Here is an 18,158-nt window from a genome sequence, read left to right on the forward strand (position 1 = left end):
CACTGCAGACCGCTTATTTTTTCGGTTCGCTTTCTACTTCTCCAAAGCTTGTTGCAATTTTCGCATGCCCTCTTACTTTTATGGCAGATGTATGCTCTGTAAATTGAGCGATAAGAACTTCTCCCTTATCCAATTTTTCTGAGTGATGAAAGCGAGTGTCCGTTCCTCTCGTTAAGCCGATCACATTTACTCCATCTTCCACTGCTTTAATCACGACATAATCTCCATTAGCTGTTTGTTTTTTTTCCATCGACTACCACACCTTTCGAGCTGTAAATTTGCTAATTTTTAAAGCTCTGCTTGACTTTCATTCTTACAAAGAAGGAATCAAAAGGGTATTCATATGATATCCTTTTGATTCCTTTTAATAATAAATATGTAATTTGATCCTGTTTCAACTTGAACTCTCAAGCTAACAAATCTTCGTAGGTTTGAAGTTGACACACAGAATCTATTTTTAGATTATTCTTTTATTAAGGCTAGAACTTCTGCACGAGCTCTTGAATCCTCGGCAAGACTTCCACGAACTGCAGATGTAACCGTCTTTGACCCAGGCTTTTTAACGCCTCTCATTGTCATACACATATGTTCTGCTTCTACGATGACCATCACACCATGTGGCTCAAGCTTACTCATGATCGTATTCGCGATCGTAGATGTAATTCGCTCTTGAAGCTGTGGACGTTTTGCTACAGCCTCAACTGCTCTTGCAAGCTTACTTAAGCCTGTTACACGTCCGTTTCTTGGAATATACGCTACATGCGCTTTACCGAAGAATGGGACAAGGTGGTGCTCACACATCGAATAGAATGGAATATCCTTAACTAATACAAGCTCTTCATGATCTTCTCCAAAAATAGTTTCGAAGTATTCTGAAGGGTCTTGTTGTAAACCAGAAAAAACTTCCTCATACATTTTCGCCACACGTTTTGGTGTATCTAGTAATCCTTCACGGTTTGGGTCTTCCCCAACAGCTTCTAGTATTAAACGCACCGCATCTTCGATTTGGGCACGATTGACGTTTGACATACATTTTCCTCCTAAGACAATTTTCTCTGTTGTTTGACAATTCCATATTAGCATAATCTCTTTCAAACAAGCAAAGCGGAATGCTCTAACGATGCTGGATAAAGGACTGTTCATCCTATTATGGCAGAATGTATGAAAAAAAGACCGTGGGAACACGGTCTTTTTAGCTCAAGCTAAAGCTTTAAGCACTTATGTAATTACTTAACTGCATCTTTAAGCGCTTTACCTGGTTTGAATGCAGGAACTTTGCTTGCAGAAATTTCGATCTCTTCACCAGTTTGAGGATTACGACCTTTACGAGCCGCACGCTCACGAACCTCGAAGTTACCAAAACCGATTAATTGTACTTTATCACCGTCTTTTAAAGCATTTAAGATAGTTTCAAAAACAGCATCAACTGCTTTAGTTGCGTCTTTTTTAGAAATCTCGCTTGCTTCTGCAACAGCGTTAATTAGTTCTGTTTTATTCATGCCTTTCACCTCCTCCCAAGATATCACGATAAGTTAACTCAGTAAAATGAACTGTTACATTCATTTGTAAACAATATTACTGAATTCTATACGTTGCGAAGTATTTTTTGGTTAACATGGATTATATTAAATGAAAAACCGAAAGAATTCAATTGTTTTTTTCTTAAATCCCTTTTCTACCAAGGGTTTAAGGCGATTCACAACGTAATTCTGATAAAAGATTATCATAATCATCTATTCATATCAAGAAAATTCCTAGATTTATTGGGAATCTTTTCTTGTTTGAAACATATTTGTAATAAGTTAGCCAATTCTGTAAAATCCTTTTAGGTCAATGTACCTAAAGGGGAAATCGAGTAAAACACTCTATTTTTGTGGGGAAAGAGTTGAATTGACTTCATACAGACTATTTATTAGCAATACATACTCTTTTTGAGATATTAGATTAGAGAGGGGGTTCCTCTCCATGTGCTTACTTTTCAAGAAGCATTCGTCAAGTTGATGGGTACCTAAATCCTCTGCAATAGTAATTATAAGGATTGCTTTATTAATGGGACGGTTGAATTCCACTACTGGATGCTTAGACTTCCGAGGGTCGGGTGGTAAGTATCATCAGCGCTAAAGGCGTCTTGAGGGGGCTCACCTATCCCGCTAATCCAGCAGGAGTCTTCGCACCTTTCGCTTTCGTTCCAATCCACCTAGTGCTACTAAACCTTGATACAAATAGAGACGTAGTAAATATAAACCTACGTATAATTCAGCTATATGAATCCGCCCCTTCATTATTAAGTATTATCCGATATTATGCATAAAAAGGCTGTAGACAAATTATCTACAGCCTTTACTCAATATATGAATAGCTCTTCTAGAAGCTAGAACTTTTTTGGTGAACCTCTCGTCTGGATGAATTATAGGATAATAGCGATTAATCCACCTGAGCCTTCGTTAATAATTCTCTCTAGTGTTTCTTTAAGCTTATAGCGAGCGTTTTCAGGCATTAAAGAAAGCTTTGCCTGAATGCCCTCTCTTACGATGGAGCTTAGACTTCGACCAAAGATATCGGAGTTCCAAATCGATAATGGATCGTCCTCAAAATCTTGCATCAGGTAGCGGACGAGCTCTTCGCTTTGTTTTTCTGTTCCGATGATTGGCGCAAATTCAGATTCTACATCCACTTTAATCATATGAATGGATGGTGCTACCGCTTTTAAACGGACGCCAAAGCGTGATCCTTGACGAATGATCTCTGGTTCATCCAAGCTCATATCGGCAAGCGATGGCGCTGCAATTCCATAGCCAGTTTGCTTCACCATTTTTAATGCATCAGCAATTTGATCGTATTCGGTCTTCGCGTGAGCGAAATCCTGCATGAGCTCAAGGAGGTGATCCTTTCCGCGAATTTCGACCCCGACAATTTCTTTGAGGATTTCATCGTATAGGTCATCTGGCGCGAACAAGTCGATTTCAGCTACCCCTTGACCCATTTCAATTCCAGCTAATCCCGCATTGTCAATGAATTCATACTCACTAAATTGATGAACCACACGATCCACATCACGGAGACGTTTAATATCCTTAACGGTTTCTTTCACCGCTTCTTGATAGCTCTCACGAAGCCAGTGATTTTCTCTTAGCACCATGACCCAGCTCGGTAGGTTTACATTCACTTCTAACACCGGGAACTCGTATAAGGCTTCACGCATGACACTTAATACGTCTGTCTCACGCATACCCTCCACACTCATCGCCAACACAGGAATATCGTATTTCACGCATAGGTCTTGTCTTAATGCCTCTGTATTCGGATGATGTGGTTGTACGCTATTTATCACCATGATAAATGGCTTTCCAACCTCTTTCAGCTCATTAATCACACGTTCTTCCGCTTCAAGATAGCTTGAGCGAGGAATTTCACCAATTGTTCCGTCTGTCGTAATTACAACACCAATTGTAGAATGCTCTTGTATGACTTTTCTTGTACCGATTTCGGCTGCTTCATGGAATGGGATTGGCTCTTCATACCAAGGTGTATTAATCATTCTTGGCCCATTCTCATCCTCATAGCCCTTTGCCCCTGGGACCGTATATCCGACACAGTCCACTAATCGGATATTGACTTCTAGTCCATCCTCAACCTTTACAGATGCTGCTTGATTTGGTACAAATTTAGGCTCAGTTGTCATAATTGTTTTACCAGCAGCACTTTGAGGTAATTCATCTTGCGTGCGTGCACGGTCTGCCTCATTGCTCATATTTGGTATTACTACAAGCTCCATAAACTTCTTAATGAAAGTAGATTTACCTGTTCTTACAGCTCCTACAACACCTAAATATATATCGCCGCCTGTTCGCTCAGCAATATCTTTGAAAATATCTACCTTTTCCAAGTGATCCCCTCCTGAAATCTTGAGATAGTGGGAAAATATTATCCTATCAATTAAACTTTTGGACAGTATAAGTTTATGACGTTGTCCTACAACGTTATGACACTTTTCTAAATTTTTACCCCCTTATTTTCATAAAATTCTCTCTAGTTTCTATCTGCTTGAAAATGTATTCGTTTGTTTGAGGGTTGATTGATTATTAGGTACTGTATGTAGGTACTGTTGATTAGACTCCCTATCAAAATCAACAGTATAGATTACAGTTCCTTTGTTGCCCTGTCATGTAGAGGAACACCAATACAGGAAACCAAAAGAAAAACCCTTCTCCTACAATATATTAAGTAGAAGAAGGGTTATGACTATTTCACCAAAAAGATTGGCTCATTTGTTTTTTCATCAACTGTATAAGGAAGCGAGTAGGCAGGGACAATTAAGGAGTCCTTCACAAGAATGCTGCGGATATCTTGTCCTGCTTCCAACGTTTCATCTGTTGTTTGGAGTGCTTGATACAAATCCATCCGGTAATCTACATAGATCTGAGCATCTCCTGTAATAACAAACGGTAGATTTTGCTCAGAATAGGGACTTGTAACGACAGGCTCCTGTTTATAGCCCAACTCTGTGAAATCTAATGTAAATACATTTTCAGCTATTTGATCTTTATATGGAGGATATTGATTCATCTTGATTCGTAGGTTTAACTCTCGGATTTTCTCCGCTATTCTTAAGTCTAATAATTTTACTTTTGGGTCTTCCTCCACATCCACAAGGACATATTGAAAGATTCCCCCCATTTCAAATGCGTTTCCAGGAGGTTCAGCCATATACTTTGGCGTAATTTTTTTGAAATCAATCGGATATTTTTGGTAGATAGGTGTTTCCATATCTCTTGTTTTGATTGGTAGAATCCCGCCATTATCCTGTTGAAATTGAAGGACGGCCGATTGAACAGCTTCTGCTTGGTCTTGATAAGGTATTTGATTTTCTACTAACTTCTCTTGTGGATACATACATCCAGTAAGCATGAGGGTGAGTATAAGAATAAAAACGAATAGTCTATTTTTCTTCATCATATTCCAACCTTTATATATGTAATCAATTTGTTGGACCACTCAATACAACTAATAGGATGATGAGGCCAGATACAATCATTAAAATATAGGCAAAAATAGCTGTAATTACTTTAAAAATTCCGCTTTTTAGTTTGTATCGGCTAAAGTAAATTGAAATAATGGCTAAAAACATAAATCCCATAGATGCTAGTGAAATCCACATTTTCATTAAAGATGGTGACATACAATCCTCTCCTTTTTCCCGAAAAGTATTATATCATACAGTTTTCTTGAAACAAAGGAGAAGTAATGGACAAACTAACTGGATGTCCCATGTTTTTTAACGTTGCTTTCTTTTTTAGGCTGTTTTTCGCATCCATAGTTGGGTTAAAACATGGGCTGTTTTCCGCTCTAGGATACTCGCTTGCAGAAAGGCATGCGGTGAGCCTCCCTTGCTTCGACTATGGATTCTTACCTGTCCCACTCTTCTTACCGAAGGCAGGTAGCATCCTTCCATTCCAAACGGCTTGCCTTCGTATAAGAAGGGAATATTACCTCGCAAAAAACAACAATCTTTTACAATATAGCCTTTATTATGAAATTTTTTATTTTCAAACGGAGGGAAATTGAAGAAGTACGTGAGCTAAGCAAAAAAATAACAGAAGACACCCCCCTAGGCCAAGGCAAAAAAAATGAAGCAAAGACGGGGCAATCTTTGCTTCTACCAGTTGACTAAATCTCCAAACCCTGTTCATTCTACAAGTGTGCTTCGTTGCATTGTATGCAATGACGAGGGAAATCGCATCTTGAAAACGCCTATTTTTTGCAGATTAATTTAGTTATGAGATTGATCCACTAAAACATTAGCAAGATCTTCCATTTCGTGGGTTTTTCCACGCTTCATTAAAATGTCAACTGCGTTTTTTGGATTGACATGATTAAATAGCACATCATATAGGGCATCTGTTATTGGCATTTTCACATCATACTTCTTAGCAAGCTGATATGCTGCCTTTGTTGTCCGAACGCCTTCTACAACCATTCCCATATTATCTAAGACTTCTTCGAGCTTTTGGCCTTTGCCGAGCAAGTTCCCTGCTCGCCAGTTTCTTGAGTGAACGCTAGTACAAGTAACGATTAAATCTCCAATTCCAGTAAGTCCTGAGAATGTAAGAGGGCTTGCCCCCATTTTTGTTCCTAACCTTGCAATTTCCGCAAGACCACGCGTAATTAATGCGGCTTTCGCATTATCCCCATACCCTAGACCATCGGTTATTCCTGCTGCTAGTGCAATAATATTCTTTAAAGCACCGCCAATTTCTACCCCAATAATATCCGGGTTGGTATAGACACGGAAATTCTGATTAATGAACAGATCTTGTATTCTCTCTGCTGCCTGCATATCTTTTGACGATACGGTCACGGTTGTAGGATGTCTCAGGCTCACTTCTTCTGCGTGACTAGGACCTGATAGTACAACCACTTGATCAAGAATCTCTTCAGCCGCCACATCTTCAATCATTTCAGAGATTCTGAGCAATGTGTCTGGCTCAATCCCTTTACTCACATGAACAATCGTAAAAGGTCCACCCTTAATATCGTTCATTTTCTCAATTACTTCTCGAATAGCCTTTGTTGGAACAGCTAAAATGACAGTAGAAATATCCTTTAATGCTTCCTCTAAAGAGGAAAAACCCTTAATTGATTCTGGTAAAGAAATATTAGGCAAGTATTTCTTATTCGTATGGAATTGATTGATTTCATCAATCTGTTCGGGTTTGTGTCCCCATAGTCTAACTTCATGATCATTATCAGCTAGTACCATTGAGAGGGCAGTTCCCCAGCTTCCAGCTCCAATAACTGCTACTTTTTCTCTATTCCGCTGCACCGAATCACAACCTTTTTATTTTCTTTCTCTCGCAAAGATATTAATAGGGGTTCCTTCAAAGCCAAAGGCATCTCGAATTCTATTTTCTAAGAAGCGTTTGTAAGAAAAATGCAATAGCTCAGGGTCATTGACAAACACAACAAATGTTGGTGGCTTCACAGAAACTTGAGTCGTATAGTAGATCTTGAGGCGCTTCCCATTATCTGTAGGTGTTGGGTTCATTGCCACTGCGTCCATTATGACATCATTTAAGACACCTGTTTCCACTCTTCGTGAATGGTTGTCACTCGCTGTGTTAATTAATGGAATTAATGTGTGAATCCGCTTTTTCGTCTTCGCAGATAAGAAGACGATTGGCGCATAATCTAAGAACAAGAAATGCTCGCGAATCTTTTGTTCAAATTCTTTCATAGTCTTTTCGTCTTTTTCCACTGCATCCCATTTATTCACAACGATTACGATTGCTCTTCCCGCTTCATGAGCATATCCAGCGATCTTCTTATCCTGTTCAATAATTCCTTCTTCTGCATTAATTACAACTAAGACCACGTCGGAACGCTCAATTGCCTTTAACGCTCTTAGTACACTATACTTTTCGGTACTTTCATATACTTTTCCTTTTTTTCGCATACCCGCTGTATCAATAATAACATATGGTTGTCCATGATACGTTAATACAGAGTCAATGGCATCACGAGTTGTGCCTGCAATATCACTAACTATGACACGATCTTCCCCAAGAATCGCATTTACTAACGAGGATTTTCCTACATTTGGACGACCAATAAGTGAAAATTTAATCACTTCATCGCCATATTCATTGTCTTTTCCTTTTGGAAAATGCTTAGCTGCCTCATCAAGAAGGTCTCCTAGGCCAAGTCCGTGTGATCCAGAAATAGGGAAAGGCTCCCCAAACCCAAGTGCATAAAAATCATAAATTTGCTCGCGCATTTCTGGGTTGTCGATTTTATTGACTCCTAGTACAATCGGTTTATTCGCTCGATAAAGAATTTTAGCCACTTCTTCATCAGCTGCGGTAACCCCTTCTCTCCCATTGGTAAGAAAGATAATAACATCCGCTTCCTCAATCGCAATTTCAGCCTGCTGACGAATTTGGTCTAAAAACGGTTCGTCTCCAATATCAATTCCGCCAGTATCAATAAGATTAAAATCATGTGTCAACCATTCGGCAGAGCTATAAATACGATCTCTCGTAACTCCAGGTATATCTTCAACAATGGAAACGCGCTCTCCAACAATTCGATTAAAGATGGTTGATTTTCCTACATTCGGACGTCCAACAATGGCAACCACTGGTTTTACCATGAACATCATCCTTTCTAATGTCTATAATCTATCTAAATGCTAATAAGATTCTAAAAATGCATTTTCTCATGTTATGGTTAGTTGGTATTCAATCAACTGCTTTCGCAACCCCTGTTGGAATTTACTATTGTAAGGATAAGGAACTGTTCCATTCGTTCTATTCCACAATATACGTAAAAACAACATGATTATTAAAAAACAGCCTTACATATAACGTACCCTCTGCTAGAATCCTAAAAAACAAAATCCCTTCTATGTAAAAGAAGGGTCTAACTTAGTTATTTTATCAAAGTGATATCTTCCTCGCAATGAAAAAATTGGATTGGCCCTTAATGTTTTACAATCACATATAGTTCTTCGGTTAGCATATGAGCTATGCCGTCCAAAATGGCTTCTAAATTCGTCGCAATCACTTCCATCTCTTCTCTGCTTTCACAATGAAACACAGCAGCTCCGCTCGGTACTTTATTTGGGTTCGTTGTAATGGCTGCGAGAATAAATTTATCAAGTGTCATAAACGTCCCCTTCCTTCTTTCTTCGGATTTCGCTCTGAAGGCATACGAATGGCATTTTCCAGCGTAGGTACAGCTTCAATTACTTTTATCGCTTTTGGAATATCTTTCTCTTGCGGGAGAACAAATACTCCGACCCTGCCATCATCAAGATCTCGTTTCGCTAACGGAACCAACGCAGGTGTTCCAGAATCTCGATATACACCTAGAGCAGTAGAAACATCATGCAATATCGCTTGGCGCTGGCCTAAATTAGCTATCGTGGAGCGTGAATTAAAGTTCTTCGGCTTTAATATAAATCCCATCCCGTACCTTAAAACCTCTTCCTGACGCTCAGGTAACCCAATATTCATAATATAGATATTGTCTACATAAAGTCCTGCACCATCAAACCTTGGCTCTACATACTCTACATCGACTATGTCTTTCATCTGTCCACCTGACATGAGCTTACTTGATACAAAAAAGCCAATAAGCGCAAAAACCATTCCTACCCATATATTTAAGAGGAGGTAGCCTAGCGTACTTACTAACGAAGTAAAAATCACTAAATAATTTCTGCTTTCAAACGCTATCGCGATTCCTTCGATATAGGTTTTACCTCGGGGAACCATTTCATAGCTATCTAGCTCTGATAATGTATTTCTCTCCATATTTCGCACTTCGCGAAACTGTGAGGCTGCTAAAGTTAAAAAGGTGATTGCCGTAAATTCATTTTCTAGAATAGAGGGTACTGCAACCGTACCAAGTCCTGCGGCAATAAAACCTAAAGCAATATGAATGGTCTTCCCATGGAGGTAGGTTGGATATTGACGATAGTCTGTTCGTAACATATAAATTCTAGTTAAAGTACCTACAATTAAGCCAAATACAATCGGTAAAGTATACTCATTCATGATAGTTTTTGCTTCTCCCTTGCTAGTTGATTAATGTGCTTTTCAAAATATTTAGCCAAGTATTCCATCCCCCACCATGCGAGAAGAAAGCTCACTCCAATAGCTGCTACATCTAGAAAAGCAAATGAGCCAATGGCATAGAGAAAATTGAATTTCTTTAAAACAATGGCATAGAGAATTTCCCCTTGAATTGCCCCAGAGAGCATGGTCATCATACGCAATTGATGATTTTCTTGAAGCATAATGGTTATATAAACGATGGCAAAAGCAAGCATCCAGTCATGATGAAACATTACCCACACCGGGTCAAAAAGCTGAAATAATTCGAAACTAACATATGCAAGCGTAACAATAGTTGAGCTTATTAAAAAATAGATTAACACCCGCCAACTCATTCGAATAGCAGCTGTATATACAAAACACATCATACATAGAACTGCTAATGAAAAAGGAACTCGTAGTAGAGCCACAGAATATGGCGAGAGAATCATTATGACTAATATGGCTATAGATAGCTTGAAACGATATGGGTTCTGTTTGTTAAGAATAAAGGTTGTAATAATCCAAAAAAACCACATAAACCAATAAAACGTAATCCCTTCCATTCCCTACCTCCTATCATTTCCATTATGCCTAATCGTTATGTACTTTAATCTTACGAGTATAATCTTTTCGTTCAGTATCATCTTAATGATAAGGAGGTGTAGGGATGGGAAAGGATCGTCAAGAGAGAAAGCTTAAGAAGAGTGGCAAAGTAGAAGCAGACCGAGACCAAGCACTTCACTATCCAGGTGCAAGCAAGCTTCAAAGCCCTGAAGAAGCAAGAACATTGAATGATAATAAATAGGGCGAAACAGCTCTCCAATGAGGGCGAGAGCTCCAAATACTGACAAAGGGACCAAAACACTTTTGGTCCCTTTTTGTCATTAGTATATTAACTAATGGTAGAAGACAATGGTAATCCATAACATAGACCTTCGTCTGTATGGAAGGAACTTGTGATTTCCGCTCCAATCACTAAGATGGTAATTGTCTCTCATTCCTAAAAACCTTACTAATCTTGTGAACCTTTTGACTCTTTAATGTATTTCTGTTTACCGTAATAAACTAAAGAGACCGAGAATATGCTCTCGATCTCTTCTTCTGAAAATTTTCACTCTCCCCTAATGGGAGAAATTTCTTTGACTGTATTTCTTCGTATTGATCCCACGTTCAGTCAACCAATGATGGACATCTCCGGAAAAGACAATCGGAGCATATTGCAGCTGTTGAACATTCGTTGCTCCTAGAGCGGTCATGATCATCCTTAGGTCCTCATGAACAGAGGAGATTTCTTCCATTAGATTTTCTCTTCCTTTTTCCAAAAGAAGCTTTAACATGAACCCTGCGACTCCAACGGCATTCGCCCCTAGAGCAATCGCTTTCGCAATATCCAAGCTCGTCTGAACTCCCCCCGAACCGATAATCGTAGTGTTTGCTTCACTTTCCTTTGCTTCAACGATGGAAGCAGCGGTTGGAATACCCCAATCATTAAAGAAGGAAAGAAATCTATGTCTACGCTCGTTTTCTATTTCAGCAAAGTTCGTCCCGCCAAAACCGCCAATATCAATGGCAGATACTCCAACAGAAGCGAGCTTCGTTACTGTATCTTGGTTCATCCCAAATCCGACTTCCTTAACAATTACTGGAACATCAATACCATTGACAATGGCTTCAATTCTGGATAAAGCTCCTCGAAAATCCCGATCTCCTTCTGGCATCGTAAGCTCTTGAACCACATTAAGATGAATTTGAAGAGCATTTGCCTCTAACATATCTACAGCTTCTTTTGCTTGATCGACAGTCGCTTCACTTCCAAGATTCCCAAAAATCACACCTCTAGGATTTTGCTTTCGAACGATGGAAAATGTTTCTCGTTCACTTTTATCCTTTATGGCAGACATTTGCGAACCTACAGCCATTGCAATATTTGTTACCTTTGCAACTTCCGCTAATCCTTCATTTATTTCAAACGTTCGGTCTCCTCCGCCACCAGTCATTGCATTAATAAAAATTGGCGAACTTAACTTAAGTCCGCCAATCTCCGTATTTAATGCTACCTGGTCCAAAGAAGTACCAGGTAAACTTTGGTGTACGAATGTGACCTCGTCAAAACCTGTGAGACGCTTTTGTCCGGTCGTTAAGGCATACTGAATATGATCCCATTTTCGTTTTGATCTAGACACATTTATCACCATTTTATTTTAATTTTTTTAGTTGATCGCCAATCATATCTCCTAATTGGAAGCCGGTATTTTCTTCTGGCATTACGTAATCCGTTGGAATTTCAGATTCTTTCTCCTCAAGCTCTTTAATACTTAATGATAGACGTTGTTCGGATTCATTTACGTCTAATACTTTCACTTGGACAGATTGATTTTCACTTAACGCTTCATGCGGTGTCCCGATATGCTTATGTGCAATTTGTGAAATATGAACGAGCCCTTCTACACCAGGGAAAACTTCAACAAATGCTCCATAAGAAACTAAACGTCTTACCGTTCCTTCTAACACAGCACCTCTAGGAGCACGATCACTGATATTTGCCCATGGCCCAGGAAGTGTTTCTTTAATCGATAATGAAATTCTTTCATTGTCACGATCTACACTAAGTACTTTCACTTGAACAGGCTGTCCTTCTGTAACAACATCTGAAGGCTTCTCCACATGTTCATGTGAAAGCTGGGAAATATGAACTAATCCATCTACCCCACCAATATCGATAAATGCACCGAAATCGGTAATACGTTGAACCGTTCCTTCAAGCACTTGCCCCACTTGTAATGTTGCTAACACTTCCTGCTTTTGCTTCCCTTTTTCCTCTTCAATTACCGCACGATGTGATAAGATTAGGCGATTTTTATCTTTATCTAATTCTACAATCTTGAAAGTTAAACTTTTTCCTTTATAATCTGAAAAGTCTTCAACAAAATGAGCTTCTACTAATGACGCAGGTACAAATGCACGCACCCCAAGGTCCACCACTAATCCACCTTTGACTACATCCTTAATTTCAGCTTCAAAAACTTCACCAGATTGGAATTTATTTTCGAGCTCAGCCCATGCATTTTCAGCATCCACTTTTCTTTTCGAGAGAACTAGGGCATCTTCTTCAACCTTTAATACTTCTAGATCAAGTGAATCCCCTTCATTCACGACATCACTTGCTTTTTCAATATGCAGACTTGATAATTCACTGATTGGGATAATACCATCTAGCTTGCTATCTTGAAGATTTACAATGACTTGTTTCTCCTCAACCTTCGTGACTTGACCCGTTACACGGTCCCCCACTACAAAGCTCTTTACCTCAATTTGATTCATTTCCTCTGACATATGTATTCCTCCTTAATCTACAATGACTGCTTCCATGTATTTATTTGGCTCTGCTAAACAAAAGATTAGACGGAGAACCTTTCTCCCATGTAGCTAAAGTTAAGCCTAACAGAGTTTTAAATCAAATAATTCCATATGTTCTTCATGAAGCTTTCATATTTGAGACTTAAGAAACTCGTAAAATCTCCCTTTTTTATAACTTCTAATAAATAGCTAATTTTGTCAAGCAAGACGTACTATTTATATTCATTAATTAATTTACGAATCTCATCCATAATTAATTCGGTAGCTTGTTCAGCCGTTCCTTTATTTTTACGTAAATCACTCAAATCAATTGGCTTTCCATAAACGACCTTTAAGCGTGAAAACTTTTTGTAAGGACCTATAATAGCACAAGGAACAACGGCTGCATCAGTTCTTAACGCGAAAAAACCAGCACCTGCCAATCCTTTCCCAAGCTCTCCTGTCTTACTTCTCGTTCCTTCTGGAAAAAGCCCTAACACATTCCCATCTTTTAATACCCCTAGACCTTTTCTCAGTGCTTCACGATCACTCATCCCTCGTTTCACAGGAAAAGCATGTAAGCGACCGACAATCTTTCCTAAAACAGGTACAGAAAATAATTCTTCCTTCGCCATAAAATGAACGGGCCTTGGAGTGGCCACACCAACAATTGGAGGGTCAAGGTTATTAATGTGATTCGAGCATAGAAGGACGCCGCCTTCTTTTGGAATGTTTTCTATCCCATACGTTTTGATGGGGTAGATCGGCGATAACACGCCTTTAACAACTGATCTTGCGAACGTGTAGAACGTCAAATTTATCCGATCCTTTCTTGAGCTAATGCCATGATTTCATCGACAACCTGATGAATGGATAATGAAGTTGTATCGATTTCAACAGCATCCTCAGCCTTCTTTAACGGGGCGACTTCTCTTTCTGAATCTAATTTATCCCTTAATGCAATTTCTTCTTTTAATTTCTCGATGTCAGATGGAAAACCCTTTGACAAGTTTTCAGCGTGTCTTCTTTGTGCTCTTTCTTCTACACTTGCTAGTAAAAACACCTTTACTTCCGCATGAGGAATAACGTGGGTACCAATATCTCTTCCATCCATAACGACTCCACCATGAACGGCAAAGCTCTGTTGTCTTCTCACCATTTCTTCTCGAACAAGCTTATGCTTGGCCACTACAGATACCGTGTTCGTAACTTCTGCTGTACGAATCTCCGTTGTCACATCATTTCCGTCCAAATGTACGAGCTGCCCTTCATCACTCGGTGATAGACGGATTTCGGTGCCTGCGAGCATGTCCATAATTTCTGATTCATTCTCAATATCTTTATTCTGTGATAAAAGCTTATATGTTAATGCTCGGTACATTGCACCAGTATCAATATAAATGTATTGTAAATTCTCTGCTACGATTTTTGCTACTGTACTTTTCCCTGCAGCCGCAGGACCATCTATTGCAATGGAAATCTTCTTATCCATAGTACCTCCTGAGTTTACACTGTTGTTTCATCGTAATATAGGTTAGTGAATGATTGAATCTCACACAAATTTATGATCCCTCTTATTTTAACATAGAATGGCTTCTTTCTATGTATCGGAAATGCTTTTTTATAAAAGAAAATGATATTTTGATCAATGAAGAGAGTAATTAATTATAGAAGATTGTGACGAGAAAAGATGATAGCTTTACTATGTTAAGCCTTATGACTTGTGAAGCGAATAATGAAATCACTAGTAGGTAAATGAGGGTTAAATAAAGGAGAGTAGGGAATCTCCCTACTCTCCTTGAAAACGGCCGTTAAATGTTTCTAGTAGCTTTGTAAAATTGGATTCAGTTACTCCTTCATATTGAGTAATTTGCTTCAGTTCAGGAACCACATTCATCTTATGAAAAAAAATTTGGGTGGCAAGCAGAAACAGAAGCTGAATAGCTACTAGCTTGATTAAAAGTCGTTCAATTCGCATCATTCTTCCATCTTCCCCTCACCGTTTTTTTTAACATTATGGGGAGGAATGGGTATAAATATTCATACTTAATAGTTTTCTAGCCCTTTTTTCTTCATTGCCAATTGTCTGTCAAAGGAAAAACGGAGTAAGAGTTGTCGCTCTTGTGGAGACACCTCTAAAAATTGGATAGATGCTTTATTGCGTATTTCATTATATTCCATGCTTCTAACCATTTTGCTCCTCAATTTCAAGTAATGGTATTCTCCATTTTGCATAGGTAGGACCATCCAAAGCATAAATTCCTGCCCTTCATTTAGGCTGGTATCCTTAGGAAAGAGCACCGCTGCCCCACCTGCACTAATATCATCTGTAACTGTAGTAAACGGCTGAAACTCCCTTTCCATAGGGTGGATCGCCACATCAATAGGCGACTCTACACGCACGTATTGCCTTCTCTGTATTTTAAATAACTGATCATTTCCAGGATAAGAAAGAATAATCATCGGAATATTTTGTTTCACACGGCCTACTACTTCGGTTTCAAACATATAGGCAGAGCCGTCTTTTCCTACAAAGGTGGCTTTAAGCTGCGTTCCGTCTAGAAAAAATGCCGTCCGCTTTGTTTCTTCATTTATGGGATAATCAATATACAAACTGTTTTCTTTTGACTCCACTAGTTTACATTTATATTTTTCAATTTTATCTGAGTATTTAGGCTCTAAAATTAACACATCGCCGATATTTATCATATGGACCACACTTTCTGTTAGGAAACTCTGATCGAATTTCTCCTGATTTAATAGGAGAATCTTGTCAATTTTTATTATGACACGGAAATGAAAAAAGGAAAAGCACAAATTGCTTTCCCTTCTGTCACTCTAAAGAACTTCTTCGTATAATTGTTCTGCTTTCTGTAGCTTTTCTACTTTTTCCTCTAAGCCTGATTCGGCATTAATAAAAATTCGGTACGTGTCATCCCCTAATGTTCCTAGAAATTCATAGCAGAGTACTTCTTTGTTTAAGTCATTGAGAATGACAGCCTGACGATCTTCCATGATTTTCACTTTCGGATTAATCTGTTCTCTCGCTTCCTCAACAGCTATTGACGGCTTAGGCAATTCTCTTTGGTGACTTGATTTCAAATAGTCCTCAGCAGACAATCCAATAATATCTCCATTATCGAGTGCTACCTTGACGTCGATGGAATCAGGATAAATCCGAACATCGTCTTTTTTCGTTACATAGGTGAATACCCCAACATGATCGTACTGTGCGCTTTCAAAAAGCTCAAGTTCTTCAAAATCATGCTCTTTCAAAAATTTCGCAGCTTTATTGCTGGCATCATTTAAACTAATTTTCTGCTCCTCTACGTCTCGTGGCTGGATAAACCATATTGGATATCCGCCTTTCTTCGTTATATCCATACTTGCTTCTTGCTTCGTTTTTTTATCTTGCATCGTAACGCTGAAAAACCCATAGTCTGAGCCTTTTCCGTTTTCAGCAACTTTTACTTCTGCGTTCCTTCCCATATTCACATATTTACCGGCAATCTCGATCGCTTCTTCTTTGTTGATTTCTTTGCCTTCTAAATATTTATAGTTCTCATCTTTCTTGCTCATATTGACAAAGGCAGGTCCAAAATCGGTTTCACCATAGCTTTCAACCGTTTTCTCAACCGTTTTAAACCCATCGATAATCGTGTTATCTGCATTTTCATCATTTGTAGCTAAAGCCATCTCTACATCCATCCACCTTAGGTTATCTTCAAGTACCATGTGCTGTACCTTTCGAAGCTCACCTTGGATTTCCGCCGATTGGCTATATAAATTTTTCAAAGCGCTATATTCCTTATCAGATAATGGTTCTTTGTCTAAATCTCTAACAGCTGTTTGATAACTAAAATCTCCAATTTTCGCTAAAAATTCTTCTGTTTTATTAAAAGGCAATAGAGTTAATGGCAGCTGCCCCACATCACTTTGTGCCTGAGAAGTAATTTTCCATACCTCCGCTAAGGCAGGAGACAAAGATTTACGCGAATTCATCGCAAGTGTCGTTCCGATATTGTCATTCAGCAAGTCCATCTGAAAGGTTAAATCATGGAAGGCTCTTTGATAATTGTTTTCTGCATTTAAGAGAATAGCATTTTTCTCACGATGCTCTTGATAACCCCAAAACGCTGTACCTGCAACTCCTAATGATAAAATAGCTATTAATATCCCTCTTAACAATGCACTTCACCTCTATTCACAAAATATATGCTTCCCGATTCGTTTAATTTGCGGTCTTGACCAAATCCAAGCACTTGTTGCCGTATCCGGATTAAAGTAATACAAGGCTTCACCGGTTGGGTCCCATCCATTTATCGCATCAATTACCGCTTTTTTCGCATTTTCATTTGGAGTAAGCCAAATCTGTCCATCGGCTACAGCAGTAAAAGCTGCTGGTTCAAATATGACGCCTGATACGGTATTAGGGAATGAAGCACTTTGGACACGGTTTAGAATGACTGCAGCTACAGCCACTTGCCCAGTATAAGGCTCTCCTCTTGCTTCACCATATACAGCATTTGCCATCAACTGAATATCATTCTGCGAAAAGCCATTTGGTACATTTGTAGCAGTTGGCTTTTGTGGTGTTTCTTTCGGCTTTGCTGGAGCAGGATTAGCTGGAGCAGGCTTTTCAGGAGTATTTCCTTGCGGCTTAGGTGCTGGCGTTGCGCCTCCTTGACCTCCACCATTTCCTCCCTGCTGATTTCCACCACCTGGCTGCTTTTGCTTTTCTAAGTCCGTCCCACCATAATGGGTAAACTTCTTTCCATTATTAATCTGTTCTTTAACAAATTGCTCGTTATACTTTGATGCCTTTGCAAGCTTTTGCTTTGTTTCAGCACCTGCTAATCCATCAATTGGCAGCCCAAATTCATACTGGAAATTCCGTAATGCCCAATATGTCCCCCATCCGAACACGCCATCAATCTTTCCGTTATAAAAGCCCAAATATTGAAGCCTTGCCTGTAATTCAATGACGTCATCACCGACAGCGCCATGCTGTACGACTTGATTCGAAAAAGCACCAACCTTTTGGTCTGTCCCACTTGTAGGGATTAATACCAAACACAAAGAAAAAATGGCTATTACTTTCATGAATAAAAGATTTTTTTTCATGTTGAAACCCCCAAAAGAAATCTATTTAACATTAAACGTATTTTTTGTAGAAGTTGGCTTTTTATTCAAAAATGATGAAAAAAGGGAAATGAAGGACTT

20 protein-coding genes are annotated in these 18,158 nt (G+C 39.0%); 1 reads left to right on the forward strand and 19 read right to left on the reverse strand.

Annotation, left to right across the window (positions count from 1 at the left end; translation table 11 throughout):
• Positions 1-13 precede the first annotated feature (13 nt).
• From mtrB to LS684_RS13380, 11 genes are all read right to left on the reverse strand, one after another.
• Complete coding sequence (gene mtrB / locus LS684_RS13330) at positions 14-250, reverse strand: trp RNA-binding attenuation protein MtrB (protein WP_233806631.1); 237 nt, start codon at positions 248-250, stop codon at positions 14-16.
• Between the two features lie 212 nt (positions 251-462).
• A complete protein-coding gene (gene folE, locus LS684_RS13335) occupies positions 463-1,029 on the reverse strand; it encodes a GTP cyclohydrolase I FolE (RefSeq protein WP_233806633.1) in 567 nt (188 codons plus the stop codon).
• Between the two features lie 197 nt (positions 1,030-1,226).
• Entirely contained in the window at positions 1,227-1,499 is a 273-nt protein-coding gene (locus LS684_RS13340) for an HU family DNA-binding protein (RefSeq protein ID WP_233806635.1), read from the reverse strand.
• A gap of 908 nt (positions 1,500-2,407) precedes the next feature.
• Positions 2,408-3,886 (reverse strand): stage IV sporulation protein A, encoded by a 1,479-nt coding sequence (gene spoIVA, locus LS684_RS13345; protein ID WP_233806638.1) that lies wholly within the window; start codon positions 3,884-3,886, stop codon positions 2,408-2,410.
• 356 nt (positions 3,887-4,242) lie between these two features.
• Positions 4,243-4,953, reverse strand: coding sequence for a YphF family lipoprotein (locus LS684_RS13350; protein WP_233811657.1), 711 nt, complete (start codon positions 4,951-4,953; stop codon positions 4,243-4,245).
• Between the two features lie 25 nt (positions 4,954-4,978).
• The gene (locus tag LS684_RS13355; RefSeq protein ID WP_233806640.1) at positions 4,979-5,179 is read right to left on the reverse strand and encodes a DUF2768 domain-containing protein; all 201 of its coding nucleotides are present in this window, start codon (positions 5,177-5,179) and stop codon (positions 4,979-4,981) included.
• Between the two features lie 591 nt (positions 5,180-5,770).
• Entirely contained in the window at positions 5,771-6,823 is a 1,053-nt protein-coding gene (locus tag LS684_RS13360) for an NAD(P)H-dependent glycerol-3-phosphate dehydrogenase (protein WP_284701563.1), read from the reverse strand.
• 15 nt (positions 6,824-6,838) lie between these two features.
• Complete coding sequence (der, locus tag LS684_RS13365) at positions 6,839-8,149, reverse strand: ribosome biogenesis GTPase Der (RefSeq protein ID WP_233806642.1); 1,311 nt, start codon at positions 8,147-8,149, stop codon at positions 6,839-6,841.
• A gap of 329 nt (positions 8,150-8,478) precedes the next feature.
• Complete coding sequence (locus tag LS684_RS13370; protein WP_233806643.1) at positions 8,479-8,664, reverse strand: capping complex subunit for YIEGIA; 186 nt, start codon at positions 8,662-8,664, stop codon at positions 8,479-8,481.
• Positions 8,661-9,557 (reverse strand): YIEGIA family protein, encoded by an 897-nt coding sequence (locus LS684_RS13375; RefSeq protein WP_233806644.1) that lies wholly within the window; start codon positions 9,555-9,557, stop codon positions 8,661-8,663. Before LS684_RS13375 ends, LS684_RS13370 begins: the two co-directional genes overlap by 4 nt.
• Entirely contained in the window at positions 9,554-10,162 is a 609-nt protein-coding gene (locus LS684_RS13380) for a YphA family membrane protein (RefSeq protein WP_233806645.1), read from the reverse strand. Before LS684_RS13380 ends, LS684_RS13375 begins: the two co-directional genes overlap by 4 nt.
• Before the next feature lie 104 nt (positions 10,163-10,266).
• Between LS684_RS13380 and LS684_RS13385 the strand changes: the two genes are divergently transcribed.
• Positions 10,267-10,404, forward strand: coding sequence for a YpzI family protein (locus tag LS684_RS13385; protein WP_233806646.1), 138 nt, complete (start codon positions 10,267-10,269; stop codon positions 10,402-10,404).
• A 316-nt stretch (positions 10,405-10,720) separates the two neighbouring features.
• Here LS684_RS13385 and fni read toward each other — a convergent pair whose 3' ends face one another.
• The 8 genes from fni to sleB all read right to left on the reverse strand — a co-directional run bounded on the left by fni (position 10,721) and on the right by sleB (position 18,059).
• On the reverse strand, positions 10,721-11,782 hold the full coding sequence (fni, locus tag LS684_RS13390; protein WP_233806647.1) for a type 2 isopentenyl-diphosphate Delta-isomerase: 1,062 nt from the start codon (positions 11,780-11,782) through the stop codon (positions 10,721-10,723).
• A gap of 13 nt (positions 11,783-11,795) precedes the next feature.
• Complete coding sequence (gene rpsA, locus LS684_RS13395) at positions 11,796-12,932, reverse strand: 30S ribosomal protein S1 (RefSeq protein ID WP_233806648.1); 1,137 nt, start codon at positions 12,930-12,932, stop codon at positions 11,796-11,798.
• 236 nt (positions 12,933-13,168) lie between these two features.
• Positions 13,169-13,750: a lysophospholipid acyltransferase family protein gene (locus LS684_RS13400; protein ID WP_233806649.1), complete on the reverse strand. Its 582-nt coding sequence runs from the start codon at positions 13,748-13,750 to the stop codon at positions 13,169-13,171.
• Positions 13,751-13,752: 2 nt separating this feature from the next.
• The gene (gene cmk, locus LS684_RS13405) at positions 13,753-14,427 is read right to left on the reverse strand and encodes a (d)CMP kinase (RefSeq protein ID WP_233806650.1); all 675 of its coding nucleotides are present in this window, start codon (positions 14,425-14,427) and stop codon (positions 13,753-13,755) included.
• Between the two features lie 297 nt (positions 14,428-14,724).
• Complete coding sequence (locus LS684_RS13410; protein WP_233806652.1) at positions 14,725-14,916, reverse strand: YpfB family protein; 192 nt, start codon at positions 14,914-14,916, stop codon at positions 14,725-14,727.
• A gap of 65 nt (positions 14,917-14,981) precedes the next feature.
• Entirely contained in the window at positions 14,982-15,644 is a 663-nt protein-coding gene (locus LS684_RS13415; protein ID WP_233806655.1) for a flagellar brake protein, read from the reverse strand.
• A gap of 129 nt (positions 15,645-15,773) precedes the next feature.
• Positions 15,774-17,123, reverse strand: coding sequence for a germination protein YpeB (ypeB, locus tag LS684_RS13420; protein ID WP_233806658.1), 1,350 nt, complete (start codon positions 17,121-17,123; stop codon positions 15,774-15,776).
• 12 nt (positions 17,124-17,135) lie between these two features.
• Positions 17,136-18,059 carry a spore cortex-lytic enzyme gene (gene sleB / locus LS684_RS13425; RefSeq protein WP_233806660.1) on the reverse strand — a complete coding sequence of 308 codons (924 nt, stop codon included), beginning with the start codon at positions 18,057-18,059 and terminating at the stop codon, positions 17,136-17,138.
• Positions 18,060-18,158: the final 99 nt, after the last annotated feature.

The organism is Cytobacillus spongiae (assembly GCF_021390075.1).

Excerpts from the sequence above, each read along its gene's own strand:
- mtrB (WP_233806631.1), bottom strand. The coding sequence starts at position 250 with ATGGAAAAAAAACAAACAGCTAATGGAGATTATGTCGTGATTAAAGCA.
- folE (WP_233806633.1), bottom strand. The coding sequence starts at position 1,029 with ATGTCAAACGTCAATCGTGCCCAAATCGAAGATGCGGTGCGTTTAATA.
- LS684_RS13340 (WP_233806635.1), bottom strand. The coding sequence starts at position 1,499 with ATGAATAAAACAGAACTAATTAACGCTGTTGCAGAAGCAAGCGAGATT.
- LS684_RS13350 (WP_233811657.1), bottom strand. The coding sequence starts at position 4,953 with ATGAAGAAAAATAGACTATTCGTTTTTATTCTTATACTCACCCTCATG.
- LS684_RS13355 (WP_233806640.1), bottom strand. The coding sequence starts at position 5,179 with ATGTCACCATCTTTAATGAAAATGTGGATTTCACTAGCATCTATGGGA.
- der (WP_233806642.1), bottom strand. The coding sequence starts at position 8,149 with ATGGTAAAACCAGTGGTTGCCATTGTTGGACGTCCGAATGTAGGAAAA.
- LS684_RS13370 (WP_233806643.1), bottom strand. The coding sequence starts at position 8,664 with ATGACACTTGATAAATTTATTCTCGCAGCCATTACAACGAACCCAAAT.
- LS684_RS13375 (WP_233806644.1), bottom strand. The coding sequence starts at position 9,557 with ATGAATGAGTATACTTTACCGATTGTATTTGGCTTAATTGTAGGTACT.
- LS684_RS13380 (WP_233806645.1), bottom strand. The coding sequence starts at position 10,162 with ATGGAAGGGATTACGTTTTATTGGTTTATGTGGTTTTTTTGGATTATT.
- LS684_RS13385 (WP_233806646.1), top strand. The coding sequence starts at position 10,267 with ATGGGAAAGGATCGTCAAGAGAGAAAGCTTAAGAAGAGTGGCAAAGTA.
- rpsA (WP_233806648.1), bottom strand. The coding sequence starts at position 12,932 with ATGTCAGAGGAAATGAATCAAATTGAGGTAAAGAGCTTTGTAGTGGGG.
- cmk (WP_233806650.1), bottom strand. The coding sequence starts at position 14,427 with ATGGATAAGAAGATTTCCATTGCAATAGATGGTCCTGCGGCTGCAGGG.
- LS684_RS13410 (WP_233806652.1), bottom strand. The coding sequence starts at position 14,916 with ATGATGCGAATTGAACGACTTTTAATCAAGCTAGTAGCTATTCAGCTT.
- LS684_RS13415 (WP_233806655.1), bottom strand. The coding sequence starts at position 15,644 with ATGATAAATATCGGCGATGTGTTAATTTTAGAGCCTAAATACTCAGAT.
- sleB (WP_233806660.1), bottom strand. The coding sequence starts at position 18,059 with ATGAAAAAAAATCTTTTATTCATGAAAGTAATAGCCATTTTTTCTTTG.